Below are 15,700 nucleotides of genomic sequence, written 5' to 3'. Positions count from 1 at the left end.
ATGAGGGCTAAGAGGATACGGTCCATCCTGGCCGCGGGCCTCCTATGCACCGTGGCGGCGCCGGCCTCGGTCATCGCGGACGATTCCGTCGATCTGGCGCCTTATGCCATGCTTCGCTCGCTCCAGTTCGTCCAGGATACGGTGGTGCAGGGCGATCATTCGGCCGGCGAGATGCAGCGTTTCATGCTGGCGACGCTGGACAAGCGCCTGAGAACCGCCAACGCCTCCGTCTTCGAGGATCCCCGTAACGTCGACGCGGCGATGATCTACGCGATGAGCGGGGGCAATCCCGCGACGCTCGAATATCTTGCATCGCGCGACGTTGCCGGTCATTTCGACAGTCGCGTGGCGGATGGCCTGCGCAAATATCTGAGCGGAAAAGGCAATCTCGCGGCGAAAAACCTTGCGGAGATGGCCGAGGAATATCGCGACCAGAAGATTGGCCCCTATCTCGCGCTCGTCAGCGGCAATGTGGCCGTCAGCCGGGACCCGAAGGCCGCACTGGTGCATTACGACTGGGCGCGACTGACCGCGCCGGGTACGATCATCGAGGAGGCGGCCCTGCGCCGCTCGGTCGCGATTGCGGTCGAGGCCAACATGGTGCCCGAAGGCCTGCTCTATTCGCGCCAGTATGCGCGTCGCTTCGTCCATTCGCCCTATGCCAGCCAGTTCGCTGATTTCTTCGTCGATCTCGTGGTCGGGCATTTCGGCCAGATCACCGAGGCGGATATCGACGGCACGGTCGAATTCATGGACGTCGACAGGCGCAGGGAAGTGTTCCTGCGGATCGCGCGCGCGGCCGCTATCAGGGGCAATGCGGCGCTGGCGCGGCTCGCATCGGCCAAGGCCGAGGCGCTTGCCGGCAATCCGTCGGATACGCCAGGCTCGATGGCCAGGCTCTATGGCGGCGTGGCCGATATTTCGACCAGCGCCGTCGGATCGGCCATGGATGCCATTTCAGCCATTCCCGAAGAAAATCTTTCCGAGCGCGATCGGGCGCTTTTGCAGGCCGCCAAGGCCGTTGCGAGCCAAGTCATCGCCAAACCGGAGGCCGACAGCCTCGCGCAAGAATCTCCGGTCAATCTAGACGATACCACCCAGGCGGGATCCTCATCCGCTTCGACCGGAAATGAAATTGCCGGAACTAGCCCCAATGCCAATGATCCGGTTGCCGGATCCCAGGCTTCGTTCGATCCGGCCTTCAAGACATTCGTTGACGGCGGTCGCTCTAAGCTCGATGCCCTTGATGAGTTGCTGAAGGAGGAGACTGCGTCCCCATGATGAATATTGTAGGCACCAACGCTGCGGATGCGGCGGTCTCCTCGAATCTCTCCTCGACGGGCAAGAAGGGCGCGGACAGTGGCGAGGGCTTTTCCAACGCCATGTCCGAATTCGACCAGGACGCTGTCGGCAGCAAGTCGGGCGCAAGGCAGGCAGCCGGTGACGGAGACGCCGCCGGCCAGGACGCCGCGGCTGCGGATGAAGTAGCAGCCAAGCCGAAGCCGATCATCGACATCCGCCCCGAATCGCTTCGCAAGCCGACGATCCAGGAGCAGTCCGCCTTCCTGCAGCAGGAGCAGCAGGTTTCGGTCAAGGACGCCCTGGGCAAGGAAACAATGCGCGAACTGACCGCCGGCGAAAAGAAGCTAAGGGATGCCCTGGCGGCGGCCAAGGCCTTGACCGCCAAGGCGGACGCGCTGGAAGGCAAGGACGGCACCGAGGCCGACGACGTCGATCTCGACAAGCTGCTCTCCCGGGACGACGGCGATCTCGAACTCAGCGATATCCTCTCGCTGTTGAACGGCCATGGCGCCGCAGCGTCAGCCGAAGGAATGGTCCCCGCGCAGAGGGGGCAGGTTGTCTCCGGCAAGCAGGGTAAGGCCGATGGCGACGCCATACGCGGCAAGTCCGAAGTGAGCTCCGCAATCAGCGCCCTGTCGAGCATGTCGGCGGATACTGATGCAACGCCGGTACCGGGCACAGAAGTCAAGACTGAACAGGACCGGCTCTTCCGTTTCCAGGATGCCAAGGGTGAGCGCCAGAGCATGGATATGCGCGTCGGCGACGGCCGCAGCGAGCAGGTAGATGCCCGCGGTGCGGCCGGCGGACAGGCGGAGACCATCAACGTGCTCGATTCGCGCCGCTTCCTCGGCCTTGCCCCAAACGCCTCGGCCCTAACCTCGGCGCTGTCGGGTGACAGCGAATGGGTTTCCGCCATGCAGTCGACGAGCTCTTCGCAGAACGTTGCCGCTCAGAACACGACTGGTGGCGTCGTCAATACGCTGAAGCTGCAGATGACCCCGCACGATCTCGGTTCCGTGACGGCCATGCTTCGCCTCCAGGGCGAGCAGCTCAACGTCCACCTGACGGTGGAAACACGCGCCGCCTACCGTCAGCTGTCGGATGACAGCGGCGGCATTCTCGACGCCCTGCGGTCGCAGGGCTTCGCGGTCGATCAGGTGACGATCAGCATCGCACCGACCGCCGATAGCGACGCCACCAGCAACAACCAGCAGAACGGCCAGCAGGCGTCGGCACAGGGTGAAAAGCAGGGCGGCGCCGGTCGCGGGCAGGAAAATGCCGACGGTCGCCAGTTCTCCCAACAGGCAGCAGGAAACGGCAATGAAGGCGCTCAGGAAAACCAGGCTGCTCCCGCTTCTGGCGGCGCTCGCTCTGGCCAGCTCTATCTCTAACGCCCGATCTGCTTCTCTCTTTTCCGCTGGATCCTGGGGTGCTGGCAACAGTGCTCCCCAGGCTCCGTCGACGCCCAAGGCCACACCTCGATCGGCCTCGGTGCCTAAGGCGGAATCTCGCACTCCGGTCAATCCCGGGGCCTGCGAACGGGAGATCCAGGCGGCCGCCGCGAAATACGGAATACCGGAGGGAATACTCTATTCGGTCGGTCTGACGGAAACAGGTCGCAAGGGCAGTCTCAGCCCGCTGGCGATGAACATCGAAGGCAAGGCCTATTTTGCCGCTTCGATTGGGGACGCAATGGCCACCTTCGGCGCCGCCAAGCAACGGGGAGCCAAGCTGATCGACATCGGCTGCATGCAGATCAACCACCACTTCCACGGTGAGAATTTCTCCTCCGCCCAGGAGATGTTCGATCCGCGGCTGAATGTGGAATACGCCGCGAAGTTCTTGAGATCGCTCCACGACAGGCATGATACCTGGACGATGGCGGTAGCAAGATACCACGCCGGACCGAACAACGACCCCGCTCAGAAGCGATATGTATGTCGCGTAATCGCCAATCTTGTCGCAACCGGTTATGGAAGCTGGACGCGAAACGCGTCACAATTCTGTCAAGCGTGATCTATTCTGGGTTGTATTGACAACTCAAAAAGAATCGCATGATTGCATGTGGCGAAAAGTTGCAGAAATTTGGGCAGGCAAGCCCTCATCCAAAACCCGTTAACTTTTCCACGAGATAATATTCCGAAATCCGCTCAGACCCACTAGATGTAGTGCAAATCGCTGCCTAAAGGTTAATCAACTATTAATTTGTTTGGTTAACTTTGCATAGCTTGCGCCAGATTCCTCCGATTCGTACCCATAGAGCCATCGAGGCACCACAACTGATTCGGAGGCGGACGAATGATCGTAGTGGTTGATGAGCGAGAGCTCGTTAAAGACGGATATACATCCCTATTTGGGCGCGAGGGCATTCCTTCCACAGGATTCGACCCGCGGGAATTCAGCGAGTGGGTGGAGTCGGCAGCCGACTCCGACATCGCTGCGGTCGAGGCATTCCTGATCGGCCAGGGCGAGCGTTCGCTCGAACTGCCGCGGGCGATCCGCGACCGTTCGATGGCGCCGGTCATCGCGGTGAGCGATCAGCCTTCGCTGGAAGCGACGCTCGCGTTTTTCGACAGCGGCGTCGATGACGTCGTGCGCAAGCCGGTTCACCCCCGTGAAATCCTGGCGCGTGCAGCGGCGATCCGTCGCCGCCTGAAGGCGATTTCGAACTTCACCGATATCGGCTCGATCCGCGTCTTCTCCGACGGTCGTGATCCCGAGATCGATGGCGACACCTTTGCGCTGCCGCGCCGCGAGCGCCGCATCCTGGAATATCTGGTCGCCAACCGCGGTCGCCGCGTGTCGAAGACGCAGATCTTCAACGCGATCTACGGCATCTTCGACGAAGAGGTCGAGGAGAACGTGGTGGAAAGCCACATCAGCAAGCTGCGCAAGAAACTGCGCAAGAAGCTCGGTTTTGACCCGGTCGATTCCAAGCGCTTCCTTGGCTACTGCATCGACTGGAGCTGAGAGGCTCATACTCCGCCAGACAAGGCCGCCGACTAGGGCGGCCTTTCTTTTTTGCAAAGGCGGAACTGATCGGACAGCCAGCTTCACGCAAGGCCCGCCCCTTAGGTTCCGGATCAGCCAAATTAGGAGATTTTCCAGATGAGCATTTTCGGTTCGATGAAGACGGCTGTGTCGGGGATGAACGCCCAGTCCAACCGTCTCAGCACCGTGGGCGACAACATCGCCAATTCCAGCACGGTGGGCTACAAGCGCGCCTCGACCGCATTCTCCTCTCTGGTCCTGCCGTCCACGTCCGGCAGCTATACTTCGGGCGGCGTTCAGACCAACGTTCGCTACAGCATTTCCGAACAGGGCGGCATCAGCTACACGACCTCGTCGACCGACCTCGCCATCCAGGGTGAAGGCTTCTTCATCGTCAGCGACCAGGCCGGTACGCCGGTTCTGACCCGCGCCGGTTCCTTCCAGAAAAACTCCGAGGGCTATTTGGTGAACGCTGCCGGCTATCAGCTGATGGGATATCCCTACGGCTCGAACCCGCCGGCCGCCGTCGTCAACGGCTTCAACGGCCTCGAAGCGATCAACATCAACGATTTCGGCATGGTCTCCTCGCCGTCGACCTACGGTAGCTTCCCGGCCAACCTCGACCGTGATGCGGAAACCGTTCCGGCTGGCAGCCGCCCGAGCGACAACGTTGCCGGTGCGACGATTACAAACAAGAGTTCGCTGACGGGCTACGACCATGCCGGTGCCAAGGTGCTCTATGACTTCTATTACACCAAGACTGACGACAATACGTGGGAAGTGACGGTTTACCGTCAGGACCAGGCCACCAATGGCGGCTTCCCGTATGTAGGGGCGGATGGCGATCCGGACTCCGCAACCAAGTCGACCGTAACGTTGGAGTTCGATCCCGATACCAACAAGCTCGCCACCACTTCTCCGACGTCGATCAACATCACGGATGATGATGGCTCGCTCGAAGGGCTGAACATCGAGATCGATCTATCGGACATGACACAGTTCGCCACCGATTTCACACCGGGCAAGGGTATCATTAACGGCAACGCGCCGAGCCCGATCACCGATGTCGAGATCGGCGCCGACGGTCTCGTCACCGCGGTCTACCAGGATGGCGGCCGCCGTGCGATTTACCAGGTTGCCCTCGCCACGGTTCCTGCCATCGACAAGCTGCTTCCTCAGAACGGCAACGTCTACGTACCGACCAACGAATCGGGTGTCGTCACCATCGGCTTCCCGCAGGAAGGCGTGTTCGGCCAGATCTATTCCGGCGCACTGGAAAGCTCCAACGTCGATATCGCCAGCGAGCTCACCGAGATGATCGAGGCGCAGCGCATCTACACCGCAAACTCCAAGGTATTCCAGACCGGTTCGGACTTGATGGACGTTCTCATCAACCTGAAGCGGTAACTCAGAGAATCAGTCTCCAGAGGTTAAGACACGATGTCGCTTACTTCCGCATTGTCTACGGCGCAGTCCATCTTCACGAACACCGGCACCCAGTCGTCGGTTACCGCGAAGAACATCGCCAACGCGCAGAACACGGATTACGTCCGGCGTTCTGCCGTGGTTGTCACCGGCGGCAACGGCGCGATGATTGGCGACATCGTTCGCGACCAGAACCAGCCACTCTTCCGCCAGACGATCGAAAGCACTTCGGTCTCCAGCGGCCAGCGCACGCTGCTGACCGGCCTCGAGGAAATCAAGAGCCTGATGGGCGGCAACGACTACGAAACGTCGCCTGCCGCCTATCTGTCTGCCTTCCGCGAAAGCATGGATGCCTTCGTCGGCAAGGCTAACAACAATGCGATGGGCCTCGCCGTCGTCTCCAGCGCCCAGGATCTCGTCACCGCGCTCAACAACGCTTCGAACGATCTGCAGGCGATCCGCAAGCGTGCCGACGACGACATCAAGCAGAATGTCTCTGATCTCAACACGCTGCTCGGCAAGTTCGAAGAGGCCAACAACAAGGTCAAGATCCAGACCTCGACCGGCGGCGATCCGAACGACGCGCTCGACGAGCGCGATGCCCTGCTCAAGCAGATTTCCGAGATCGTCGGCGTTTCGTCCTACGTTCGCGAAAACAACGACATGGTTCTCTACACCTCGGACGGCGTCACGCTGTTCGAGGCTGTTCCGCGCAAGGTCACTTTTGCAGCGACCTCCACCTACGAGGCGGGCACTGTCGGCAACGCGATATATGTCGACGGCGTCCAGCTCAAGGCCGGTACGTCCGGCGACACGAGCGCCAAGGGCTCGCTGCCGGCGCTGCTCCAGCTGCGCGACGATGTCGCCCCGGTCTTCCAGACGCAGCTCGATGAAGTCGCGCGCGGCTTGATCACTGCATTTGCCGAAACCGATCCGGATCCGGATGCCGACCCGGCGCTCGACCCGATGACCGGTCTCTTCACCTATCTCGGTGCTGACGGCACCCTGCAGACCGAAGTGCCGACGGGCGTCGAGGTCGATGGCGACGGAAATCCGGTTCCCAATTCGGCCGTCATCACCGGACTTGCCTCGCGGCTGAGGCTGAACCCGGCCGTGCAGCCCCCGACCGGCTCTGCCGACCTCATCCGCGATGGCGGCATCAATGGTTCGGACTACGTCGTCAATCTGGTCGACGGGCAGCCTGGCGGCAGCAGCTATTCGGATCTGCTGGACAAATACAACGAGGCGCTTGAAGCGCCGATGTCGTTCGATCCGTCGACGCAGATCGGCGATTCGCCGGATCTCATGTCCTTCGCATCGGACTCGCTCGGCTGGCTCGAGCAGCTGCGTAGCTCGGCAACGACCGCCGACGAAAACAAGTATGCCATGCTGACCCGCGCCTTCGAGGCCTATTCCAGCACGACGGGCGTCAGCCTGGACGAAGAACTTTCGCTGCTTCTCGACATCGAACAGTCCTACAAGGCCGGCGCGAAGCTGATGTCGACCGTCGACGAGATGATGCAAGCCCTTCTTGATATTGCGAGCTGATTATGAAGACCTCATTCATTTCCTCACTTGCTGTCCAGACCACCATGCGCAACTCGATTGCGAGCGCTCAGCGCGACCTGGTGGACGCAAACACGGAAGCGGTCAGCGGTCGCTATGCCGATATCGGCGCGACCCTTGGGGCAAGCACGTCGCGCGCGCTGGATCTCACCCGCGAATTGTCGCGTATCAACTCCCTCTACAATACGGCGTCGCTCGCCACGCAGCGGCTGGAAAGCGCCGAGCTTGCTCTGTCCAAAATGGACACGCTGGCGCTCGACATGCAGAACGCCATCATCACGCTCGGCAGCGCGACCGACGAGACCAGCCTCGGCACGGCCCGCACCGTGATGAGCGCTTCGCTCGCGGGGTTTACAGGATTTGCTAATACCGCCGTTAACGGTGAGTACATATTTGCTGGTATCAATAGCGACGTGAAGCCTTTGGGCGATTTCCTCGACGAGGGGTCGGACGCGAAGCAGGCCTTCAACGCCGAGCTGGACGCCTTCCTTGATTCGAAGGGACTCGATGACAAAGGGGATATGACGGAAGCCGACATGGCTGAGTTTCTGACCCACATCGAAGAAGTCTTTCTGGGTACGACGCCGTCGGTGAATGGCGACGACTTCTGGACCACGTCGGTCTCCAGTGCCTCCAACGACAACATGAAGAGCCGCATCACGCCGACCGAAGTCGTGGAAAGCTCGACCAATGCCAATACCAGCGGCATGCGCTACTTCGCGCTGGCTGCAGTTCTGTCAGTCGAATTCCTGAGCACGGACATGGATGCCGATGCCCGCAAGCTCGTCGGCGACCGGGTTGCCGACACCTATGTCGGCAAGGCGCAGAGCGGATTGACCCAGCAGCGCACGACGATTGGTATCTACACCGAACGCGTTGCCAAGGCTGAGGAAAGCTTGCAGGCGCAAGAAGATATTCTGACGACTCACCTGGGCAATCTCCAGGAGGTCGACGCTGCTGAAGCGGCCACGCGCGTGAACACGCTGCAGACGCTTCTGGAGACTGCTTATTCAGTGACGGCGAAGATTCAAAATCTGAGCCTAGTCAACTACCTTTGATGACCAAAGGTAGCGATGAAAATGAAGGATACATGAATGTACCAGTTTTCATATGCCGAGATCATGGAGGATGGCGTCGCGGACGCCAAGGAACGTGAACGGCAGGCCTTGGATCGTTCGATCGTGCTCCTCGTCGCCGCACGCGATGAGCCGAGCTACTCTCGAATGACCGTCGAGGCGGTATTCTATACGCGGCGTGTCTGGATCCGCTTTATCGAGGATCTGAGACAGCCGGACAATGAACTGGCCACGGAGCTGCGGGCCGACCTTATCTCCATCGCAATCTGGATTCTCAAGGAATGCGAAAAGATCAGGAAGCGGCAGTCGGAAAACTTCCAAGGCATTATCGACGTGACCACCATCATCAGGGATGGACTTAAATGAAAAGCACGCTGCGCATCTCGCTGAAATCCGGCGAACGTATCTTCATCAACGGCGCAGTCCTGCGCGTTGACCGCAAGGTAGCGTTGGAATTCTTGAACGACGTCACCTTCCTCCTGGAAAACCACGTTCTCCAGCCGGAACAGGCCACGACCCCGCTTCGCCAGCTGTATTTCATCGCCCAGATGATGCTGATCAACCCGGAAGGCAAGGAACAGTCCTCCGTTCTGTTCCGCAAGTCGGTCGCGATGCTGCTCGGCTGCTTCCGTGACGAAGAGATCCTGGCAGAACTCAAGAGGGTCGATGGCATGGTAGCTTCAGGTCGCGCCTTCGACGCCCTGAAGGCGATTCGCTCGCTCTATCCGATCGAGGATCGCATCCTGAACAACCAGGAAATTGCGCCGGCAACCATCGAGCAGATTCGCAAGGAGATCGCACCATGGCGGTAGATGCAGTCAACAGCGCAACCAACCCCTACGCGTCGGGCAACGGCACTGCCGCCAAGACGGACGCGTCGTCGGCCTCGCTGAACTACGACAACTTCATTCAGCTGCTCATTGCCCAGATGAAGAACCAGGATCCGACCGATCCGATGGATGCGAGCGAACAGGTCGCGCAGCTCGCCACCTTCTCGCAGGTCGAGCAGTCGGTGAAGATGAACAGCAATCTTCAGTCGATGATCCAGGCCAATTCCTTCTCCCAGGCCTCCGATCTGGTCGGCAAATATGTCACCAGCGCCGACGACAAGATCTCCGGCAAGGTCAAAGAAGTGGAAGTCTATTCCGACGGCCTTGTTGCGATCACAGAAGCAGGCGATAAGGTCCTGGTTCAGCCGGGAATCATCATCTCCAGTACCGCTCCGACGGATACGGATACCGATACCGGCAGCGACACCGATAAAGTCACTGACGCCTGATCAGACGCTAGAAGGCGGAGCCGGCCCAATGAATGAAGCCGATGCCCTTGATATCATGCAGGCGGCGATCTGGACGATCCTGATCGCCTCCGGCCCAGCGGTTCTCGTCGCCATGGTTGTCGGCGTGACGATCGCGTTTCTTCAGGCACTGACCCAGGTCCAGGAAATGACCCTGACCTTCGTGCCGAAGATCGTCGCCATCATGGTGACCATCGGGATCACCGCTCCCTTTATCGGCGCACAGATCAGCCTCTTTGCAAATCTGGTATTTTCTCGGGTGCAGTCGGGTTTCTAGAGACCGGCTATTTTCGCGCAAGCTTCGACCGCTAATGAGCTAGGTGAACTGGTGGGTCTGCGACCTGCCGCCTTCTCATGAAGAGACGGAAAAAGCCATGGCGCAGCCACCTGCATTATCCATTCCGAAGGTCGCACCGCGCGGCCGTGACATAGGCTTTGCGGCGGGTATCGTCGCTATCCTTTGCATCCTGTTCCTGCCGATCCCGCCGTTCCTGATCGATATCGGTCTGGCCTTCTCGATCGCGCTCTCGGTGCTGATCCTGATGGTGGCACTGTGGATCCAGCGGCCACTCGACTTCTCCTCCTTCCCGACGGTTCTCCTGATCGCGACGATGATTCGTCTGGCGCTCAACATCGCCACGACGCGAGTCATCCTGTCCCACGGACATGAAGGCCATGGCGCGGCCGGCGGTGTGATTTCCGGCTTTTCTTCGCTGGTCATGTCGGGCGACTTCGTCATCGGTGTGATCGTCTTCATGATCCTGATCACCGTCAACTTCATCGTCATCACCAAGGGTGCAACGCGTATCGCCGAAGTCGGCGCCCGCTTCACCCTCGATGCGATCCCGGGCAAGCAGATGTCGATCGATGCCGATCTGTCGGCGGGCATCATCGACGAGAAGGAAGCCCAGCGCCGCCGTACCGAGCTCGAGCAGGAAAGCTCCTTCTTCGGTGCCATGGACGGTGCCTCGAAATTCGTCCGCGGCGACGCGATCGCCGGCCTCATCATCACCGCCATCAACGTCTTCGGCGGCATCATCATCGGCTACTTCCGCCATGAGATGCCGATCGGCGAAGCGGCTGACGTCTTCGTCAAGCTCTCGGTCGGCGATGGTATCGTCTCGCAGATCCCGGCTCTTATCGTTTCGCTCGCCGCCGGCCTTCTCGTCACCCGCGGCGGCGCTTCCGGCTCCACCGACAAGGCGGTTATCGATCAGCTTTCCGGCTATCCACGCGCGCTTTCCATGGCGGCGGCCCTGATGGGTCTGTTGGCGATCATTCCCGGCCTGCCCCTTCTGCCGTTCGTTGCCCTCGGCGGCCTGCTCGGTTTTGGCGCATGGTTCGTGCCGCGTCGCGTCGAGGCGGAAAACAAGGCTCGTCGTGAAGACGAGGAAAAGAAGGTCGTCCAGAACAAGGAAGCGGAGAAGGATTCGGTCAAGTCGGTCCTGAAGACGGCGGAAATCGAGCTGGCGCTCGGCAAGCAGGTTTCGACGCGCCTTCTCGGCGCCCACCAGGAACTCGCTTTCCGCGTCGGCAAGATGCGCAAGAAATTCGCCACGCAATACGGCTTTGTCGTTCCCGAGATCAAGGTCGCGGACGATATCGGGATCCCGGAAAAGTCGTACCAGATCCGCATCCACGGCACGACCATCGCCTCGAATCAGCTGCGCGTCGGCGATGTCCTCGTCGTCACCGGTTCCGGCCGCAAGCCGTCCATTCCGGGCGACGAAATCCGTGAACCCGCTTTCGGCATGCCGGCTGTCTCCATCCTCGAGACCTTTGCCGAAGACCTGAAGCGTGAAGGCTTCCACCCGATCGACAACGTCTCGGTCGTGCTCACCCACATGTCGGAAGTGATCCGCAACAACCTGCCGCAGCTTCTCTCCTACAAGGACGTCAAGATCCTCATCGAGCGTCTCGATCCCGAATACAAGAAGCTGGCGGACGAGATCTGCTCGTCGCACATGTCCTATTCGGGCCTGCAGGCCGTGTTGAAGCTGCTGCTCGCCGAGCGCGTCTCGATCCGAAACCTGCATCTGATCCTCGAAGCGGTGGCCGAACTTGCGCCGCACGTTCGCAAGACCGAACAGATCGTCGAGCATGTCCGCGTGCGCATGTCGCAGCAGCTTTGCGGCGATCTGGCCGACAATGGCGTGCTGCGCGTGCTGAGGTTGGGCAGCAAGTGGGACATGCTGTTCCACCAGGCGCTAAAGCGCGATGCCAAGGGCGAAGTCGTCGAATTCGACATCGATCCACGCACGCTGGAAGAGTTCAGCGAGCAGGCCACCAAAGTTATCCGTGAATTCATGGACCGTGGCCTGCCATTCGTGCTTGTCACGTCGCCGGAAACCCGCTCCTATGTGCGCATGATCATCGAGCGCCTGTTCGCAACGCTGCCGGTGCTCTCGCACGTGGAACTCGCCAAGGGCTTGGAAATCAAGATCCTCGGCGCGATTTCATGATCGTCAGCCCTTTGGGTCGCGGCCCTCGAAGACAAAGTCCATGATTCTCGACCCGCAGGGCACCATTCTCGCACTATTCCTGGCTTTCTGCCGTATGGGTGGTTGCGTGATGACCCTGCCGGGCTTCGGCAGCGCCCGCGTGCCGCCGCAGATCAGGCTCTTCGTCGCGCTCGGCCTTGCCATGGCCGTGCTGCCGGTCCTTTGGGACATGATTTATCCGAAAGCGTCGGCTCCGACCGCTACCTATGTGGGCCTGATCCTCACCGAGACGCTGATCGGCGTCATGTACGGGCTTATCGCAAGGCTTTACACGCTCGGACTGCAGTTTGCCGGCACGCTGCTGACGACCAGTATCGGCTTTTCCGCGCCGGGTGGTCACGACGTGCTCGAGGATTCCCAGGAAAACCAGCTGACCAATCTGCTGACGCTGTGCGGACTGCTGCTTCTGTTCATGATGGATTTCCATCACATGGTCTTCCGGGCGCTCGTCGATTCCTACGACGCCACGCCGGTCGGGGCGGTCATCGACCCGCAGAAGATGCTCATCACGTTGACCGATACCCTGCGCGCCTCGACGATGATCATGATGCGGCTCGCCAGCCCGTTTCTCATTTACGGCCTGATGTTCAACATCGCGATCGGCCTCATCAACAAGCTCTCGCCGCAGATCCCGGTCTACTTCATCTCCACGCCCTTCCTTGTGGCGGGAGGCCTGTTCCTTCTCTATCTTTCGATCGCGTCCTTCATCCATCAATACGCTGCCGGCTTCGGCCGCATCTATAACGGTTTCTAGGTATCGCCATGGCCTCCGGTTCCGACAAACGTTCCGAAAAGCTGAAGCGCCTCGTCGCCGTGCAGCGGCATCTGGAGAAGATGGCGGATTCCGAGCTCGCTGCGACGGTGCGCCATCGCGCCGAAGTTGCCCAGTCCATAGATGCGGTGATCGATGCCATCGGGTCGGTCAATCCGGTTCACCAGCAGTTTGCAAATCACTATGCGGACCGCCTCGGCCGGCTCACGACCAAGGAACGCCAGCTGGAAGGCGTCCAGCAGTTCCAGGAAAACAAGGTCCTCAAGGAGCGCACCAAGGGCGATCGGCTGGAAGACAACATGAAGGAAGCCCGCGAACTCGAGGATCGCGAGGCCGCCGACAACGCGATCTACGATCTGATCGAGATGACGCTCGCCGCGCCAGCCTCCAGCAAGCTTCAATCGTCATAGTCCCGTCATCGCAGCGGTCGTGCTGTCGCTAGTCAGCGAGGCCGCGTGCATTTCACACTCTCGTTGCAGTCAAGACCGCCATGGCGGTCGGCGCTGCTACGGTAATGAAAGGACAGGACGTGGCGATTTCCCCTCCGAGCGATCTGGTGCTTGATGTCGTGCGCGCCGCCGACCCGACCGAGGTCCAGGCTGCCCAGGCGAAACTGAAGGCAAACCGCGCAGCTTTTGCGGCAAGCAGTCTTGCCGATGCCGGCAAGGGCTTTGGCGCTGCCATGGACGTCATCGATACGTCCGGCACGCGTGCTGGCCTCGACCATGTTCGCAACTCGAAAAAGACCGATGCCGCCGAAATGCCGGACGAGTACCGCAAGTTCGAGGCATCCATCCTTTCGACCTTCGTCAACTCCATGCTGCCGAACGATAGCGAAGAGGTATACGGCAAGGGCTCTGCCGGCGACTTCTGGAAGGGCATGATGGCGGAGAAGATCTCGGACGAAATGTCCAAGTCCGGCGGCATCGGCATCGCCGAACAAATGTATTCCCAAGCTCTCGACCGCTTGCAACGTCAGGGGCCCAGCGCCTCCACCGACGAGAATGAGCGCAGCCGGGCGATGAGCATGGTCGACGATTTCCAACGTCAGGTCCTTGGAATTTCGGCAACTGAAAAGAAAGAGGCCTGACCGTGAAATATGAGGCAGACACCATGGAAGTCGTATCGACCGATTATCGCATCAAGACCGTTCTCGGTCGCCTTGAAATGATAATCGACAACGAGAACCAGCGCATCGGCGCTGATCCCGAATTCGATCTGAAGGTTTCTAATGCTCACAAGAGCCGCTGCCTCTATGAGCTGACCATGCTGTTCCGCGGCACCGACCCGAAGTCGATCGCGACCAATCACATCGACCAGATGCATGGCCTCAAGAGCAAGCTGGCGCTCAACGCCCGCCGTGTCGAGGCCCATCTGAACGCTGTGCGCGCGGTTGCCGATCTTCTGAAGAATGCGGCACGCGACGCCGAGGGTGACGGCACCTACACCCAGGAACAGTTCATCTACAGCGAGGCCTGATGCTTAAGCTTCTACTGACCGGGCTTTGGGTCTGCATCGTCACGCTGGGCGCGGTCTATGCCTCCGTCCAGATGTCGGCGGCTCCCGCTCCCGTCGATGAGGAAGCCAAGAAGAAGGAGCTTCTGGAGGTCGTGCGCGGTGAGGCAATCACCGTACCGATGATCGCTAACGGCAATATCGCCGGCTACTTCATCGGCCGCATCTCCTTCATGATGGACAAGGAAAAGGCCAAGGCGATCACGCTTCCGATCACCGAACTGATGACCGACCAGCTGTTCACGCTTCTGGTGGGCAACAAGATGGTCGATCTTTCCCGTCCCGGCGCTTTCGATCTTGAGAAGTTCAAGTCGAGCGTGAAGGACGGCATGAACGAGAAGTTCAAGGATCAGGTCGTGGCCGAGGTTCTGGTCGAACAGCTTGACTACATGTCGAAGGAAGACATTCGCACCAATGCCGCAAGAGGCGGCAAGGGTGCGCCGGCTGTCCAGAAGATTGTCGATGGCGTGACGGTCGACGCGCCGGCAGCGGCGCCCTCCGGCGGACACTGATCCCCATTGCCGCGACGTTTCCGAAACCGGGCCTCATGGTCCGGTTTCTCATTTCTGCACGGGCCGATAGAATTTTAGCATCCGGTTTAAAGCACCGTTGAGCGCCGTTCTGCTAGGGTAAAAGTCCGAACTTTCCTGTGCACGGATGCCCTGATGAACGCCGCTGGAGAACGTCTGACAGCCATCGCCGGCCCTCGTGCCGGTGTTCTTCCGTTCTATGATCTCGACTGGGATCTGGCGCTGGGGCTGGCTGAAAACCTCAGCCGCTTTCCAGGCGGCCAGAGTGCGCTCTCCTTTCTCGACGCGGGCCTGATGGCGCGCTGCCTTTTCTCCCCGTCCGAGCGCCGGATGCTCGCGCGCCACCTCGTTCTGCCGGCCGGCGGCATCCTGTCGGGGCTGATGTTCAGGATGATGGGCGCGCGCAGCAGCGTCGGCCAGTTGTGCTCGGCAGGCTTCGTGCCGGCACTTCTCACCTATGCGGAACGGCCGATGACGGTAGCTGTTCGCCATGGCGATATCACGCAGGCCGAACGGCTGCGCGATCGTCTGCAGCGACACGCGCCCTGGCACAGGGTCGTCCTCGCCGCCGACAGGTCCATCGACCAGTGCGACGTCATGATCGCTCCTGGCAGCCCTTCCGCAGGTCGCGGAATGCGTGCCGAGGTTGCTGGCGACATGAGAGCCAACCTCACCATCTTTGCCGGCAGCAAGTCGCTAAGCATCGGCGAATGAAGCGCTGCGTC

The 15,700-nt window shown here is 60.3% G+C and carries 18 protein-coding genes; all 18 read left to right on the top strand.

Going from position 1 to position 15,700, the window contains the following annotated elements:
* A complete protein-coding gene (gene motC / locus BM216_RS09290) occupies positions 1-1,281 on the top strand; it encodes a chemotaxis protein MotC (RefSeq protein WP_092998261.1) in 1,281 nt (426 codons plus the stop codon).
* Positions 1,278-2,693, top strand: a complete 1,416-nt coding sequence (locus BM216_RS09285; RefSeq protein ID WP_092998259.1) for a flagellar hook-length control protein FliK — start codon at positions 1,278-1,280, stop codon at positions 2,691-2,693. The genes motC and BM216_RS09285 overlap by 4 nt, the downstream gene beginning before the upstream one ends.
* 100 nt (positions 2,694-2,793) lie before the next feature.
* Positions 2,794-3,318: a lytic transglycosylase domain-containing protein gene (locus BM216_RS09280; protein ID WP_092998257.1), complete on the top strand. Its 525-nt coding sequence runs from the start codon at positions 2,794-2,796 to the stop codon at positions 3,316-3,318.
* 282 nt (positions 3,319-3,600) lie between these two features.
* The gene (locus BM216_RS09275; protein WP_092998255.1) at positions 3,601-4,272 is read left to right on the top strand and encodes a transcriptional activator Rem; all 672 of its coding nucleotides are present in this window, start codon (positions 3,601-3,603) and stop codon (positions 4,270-4,272) included.
* A gap of 138 nt (positions 4,273-4,410) precedes the next feature.
* Positions 4,411-5,700, top strand: coding sequence for a flagellar hook protein FlgE (locus BM216_RS09270; protein WP_092998253.1), 1,290 nt, complete (start codon positions 4,411-4,413; stop codon positions 5,698-5,700).
* A gap of 33 nt (positions 5,701-5,733) precedes the next feature.
* Positions 5,734-7,266, top strand: coding sequence for a flagellar hook-associated protein FlgK (gene flgK / locus BM216_RS09265; protein ID WP_092998251.1), 1,533 nt, complete (start codon positions 5,734-5,736; stop codon positions 7,264-7,266).
* A gap of 2 nt (positions 7,267-7,268) precedes the next feature.
* Positions 7,269-8,342 carry a flagellar hook-associated family protein gene (locus BM216_RS09260; protein ID WP_092998249.1) on the top strand — a complete coding sequence of 358 codons (1,074 nt, stop codon included), beginning with the start codon at positions 7,269-7,271 and terminating at the stop codon, positions 8,340-8,342.
* A gap of 36 nt (positions 8,343-8,378) precedes the next feature.
* Positions 8,379-8,726 (top strand): flagellar biosynthesis regulator FlaF, encoded by a 348-nt coding sequence (flaF, locus tag BM216_RS09255; RefSeq protein ID WP_092998247.1) that lies wholly within the window; start codon positions 8,379-8,381, stop codon positions 8,724-8,726.
* Positions 8,723-9,172: a flagellar biosynthesis repressor FlbT gene (gene flbT / locus BM216_RS09250; RefSeq protein WP_092998245.1), complete on the top strand. Its 450-nt coding sequence runs from the start codon at positions 8,723-8,725 to the stop codon at positions 9,170-9,172. Before flaF ends, flbT begins: the two co-directional genes overlap by 4 nt.
* The gene (gene flgD, locus BM216_RS09245) at positions 9,163-9,639 is read left to right on the top strand and encodes a flagellar hook assembly protein FlgD (RefSeq protein WP_092998243.1); all 477 of its coding nucleotides are present in this window, start codon (positions 9,163-9,165) and stop codon (positions 9,637-9,639) included. The genes flbT and flgD overlap by 10 nt, the downstream gene beginning before the upstream one ends.
* Before the next feature lie 28 nt (positions 9,640-9,667).
* Positions 9,668-9,934 carry a flagellar biosynthesis protein FliQ gene (gene fliQ, locus BM216_RS09240; RefSeq protein ID WP_092998241.1) on the top strand — a complete coding sequence of 89 codons (267 nt, stop codon included), beginning with the start codon at positions 9,668-9,670 and terminating at the stop codon, positions 9,932-9,934.
* A gap of 97 nt (positions 9,935-10,031) precedes the next feature.
* Positions 10,032-12,119: a flagellar biosynthesis protein FlhA gene (gene flhA, locus BM216_RS09235; protein WP_092998239.1), complete on the top strand. Its 2,088-nt coding sequence runs from the start codon at positions 10,032-10,034 to the stop codon at positions 12,117-12,119.
* 40 nt (positions 12,120-12,159) lie between these two features.
* Positions 12,160-12,912: a flagellar biosynthetic protein FliR gene (gene fliR, locus BM216_RS09230; RefSeq protein ID WP_092998237.1), complete on the top strand. Its 753-nt coding sequence runs from the start codon at positions 12,160-12,162 to the stop codon at positions 12,910-12,912.
* Between the two features lie 8 nt (positions 12,913-12,920).
* A complete protein-coding gene (locus BM216_RS09225) occupies positions 12,921-13,340 on the top strand; it encodes a hypothetical protein (RefSeq protein ID WP_092998235.1) in 420 nt (139 codons plus the stop codon).
* A 119-nt stretch (positions 13,341-13,459) separates the two neighbouring features.
* Positions 13,460-14,020: a rod-binding protein gene (locus BM216_RS09220; protein WP_092998521.1), complete on the top strand. Its 561-nt coding sequence runs from the start codon at positions 13,460-13,462 to the stop codon at positions 14,018-14,020.
* A gap of 23 nt (positions 14,021-14,043) precedes the next feature.
* Positions 14,044-14,409, top strand: coding sequence for a hypothetical protein (locus BM216_RS09215; protein WP_092998519.1), 366 nt, complete (start codon positions 14,044-14,046; stop codon positions 14,407-14,409).
* Positions 14,409-14,957, top strand: a complete 549-nt coding sequence (locus BM216_RS09210) for a hypothetical protein (RefSeq protein ID WP_092998233.1) — start codon at positions 14,409-14,411, stop codon at positions 14,955-14,957. Before BM216_RS09215 ends, BM216_RS09210 begins: the two co-directional genes overlap by 1 nt.
* 153 nt (positions 14,958-15,110) lie before the next feature.
* Positions 15,111-15,689, top strand: coding sequence for a hypothetical protein (locus tag BM216_RS09205; protein ID WP_092998231.1), 579 nt, complete (start codon positions 15,111-15,113; stop codon positions 15,687-15,689).
* Positions 15,690-15,700 lie beyond the last annotated feature (11 nt).

It is taken from the genome of Rhizobium sp. NFR07, assembly GCF_900111905.1.
Classification (GTDB): Bacteria; Pseudomonadota; Alphaproteobacteria; order Rhizobiales; family Rhizobiaceae; genus Neorhizobium.
This window is presented reverse-complemented; position numbering and strand designations above follow the sequence as displayed.

Excerpts from the sequence above, each read along its gene's own strand:
- motC (WP_092998261.1), top strand. The coding sequence starts at position 1 with ATGAGGGCTAAGAGGATACGGTCCATCCTGGCCGCGGGCCTCCTATGC.
- BM216_RS09285 (WP_092998259.1), top strand. The coding sequence starts at position 1,278 with ATGATGAATATTGTAGGCACCAACGCTGCGGATGCGGCGGTCTCCTCG.
- BM216_RS09275 (WP_092998255.1), top strand. The coding sequence starts at position 3,601 with ATGATCGTAGTGGTTGATGAGCGAGAGCTCGTTAAAGACGGATATACA.
- BM216_RS09270 (WP_092998253.1), top strand. The coding sequence starts at position 4,411 with ATGAGCATTTTCGGTTCGATGAAGACGGCTGTGTCGGGGATGAACGCC.
- flgK (WP_092998251.1), top strand. The coding sequence starts at position 5,734 with ATGTCGCTTACTTCCGCATTGTCTACGGCGCAGTCCATCTTCACGAAC.
- BM216_RS09260 (WP_092998249.1), top strand. The coding sequence starts at position 7,269 with ATGAAGACCTCATTCATTTCCTCACTTGCTGTCCAGACCACCATGCGC.
- flaF (WP_092998247.1), top strand. The coding sequence starts at position 8,379 with ATGTACCAGTTTTCATATGCCGAGATCATGGAGGATGGCGTCGCGGAC.
- flbT (WP_092998245.1), top strand. The coding sequence starts at position 8,723 with ATGAAAAGCACGCTGCGCATCTCGCTGAAATCCGGCGAACGTATCTTC.
- flgD (WP_092998243.1), top strand. The coding sequence starts at position 9,163 with ATGGCGGTAGATGCAGTCAACAGCGCAACCAACCCCTACGCGTCGGGC.
- fliQ (WP_092998241.1), top strand. The coding sequence starts at position 9,668 with ATGAATGAAGCCGATGCCCTTGATATCATGCAGGCGGCGATCTGGACG.
- flhA (WP_092998239.1), top strand. The coding sequence starts at position 10,032 with ATGGCGCAGCCACCTGCATTATCCATTCCGAAGGTCGCACCGCGCGGC.
- fliR (WP_092998237.1), top strand. The coding sequence starts at position 12,160 with ATGATTCTCGACCCGCAGGGCACCATTCTCGCACTATTCCTGGCTTTC.
- BM216_RS09225 (WP_092998235.1), top strand. The coding sequence starts at position 12,921 with ATGGCCTCCGGTTCCGACAAACGTTCCGAAAAGCTGAAGCGCCTCGTC.
- BM216_RS09215 (WP_092998519.1), top strand. The coding sequence starts at position 14,044 with ATGGAAGTCGTATCGACCGATTATCGCATCAAGACCGTTCTCGGTCGC.
- BM216_RS09210 (WP_092998233.1), top strand. The coding sequence starts at position 14,409 with ATGCTTAAGCTTCTACTGACCGGGCTTTGGGTCTGCATCGTCACGCTG.
- BM216_RS09205 (WP_092998231.1), top strand. The coding sequence starts at position 15,111 with ATGAACGCCGCTGGAGAACGTCTGACAGCCATCGCCGGCCCTCGTGCC.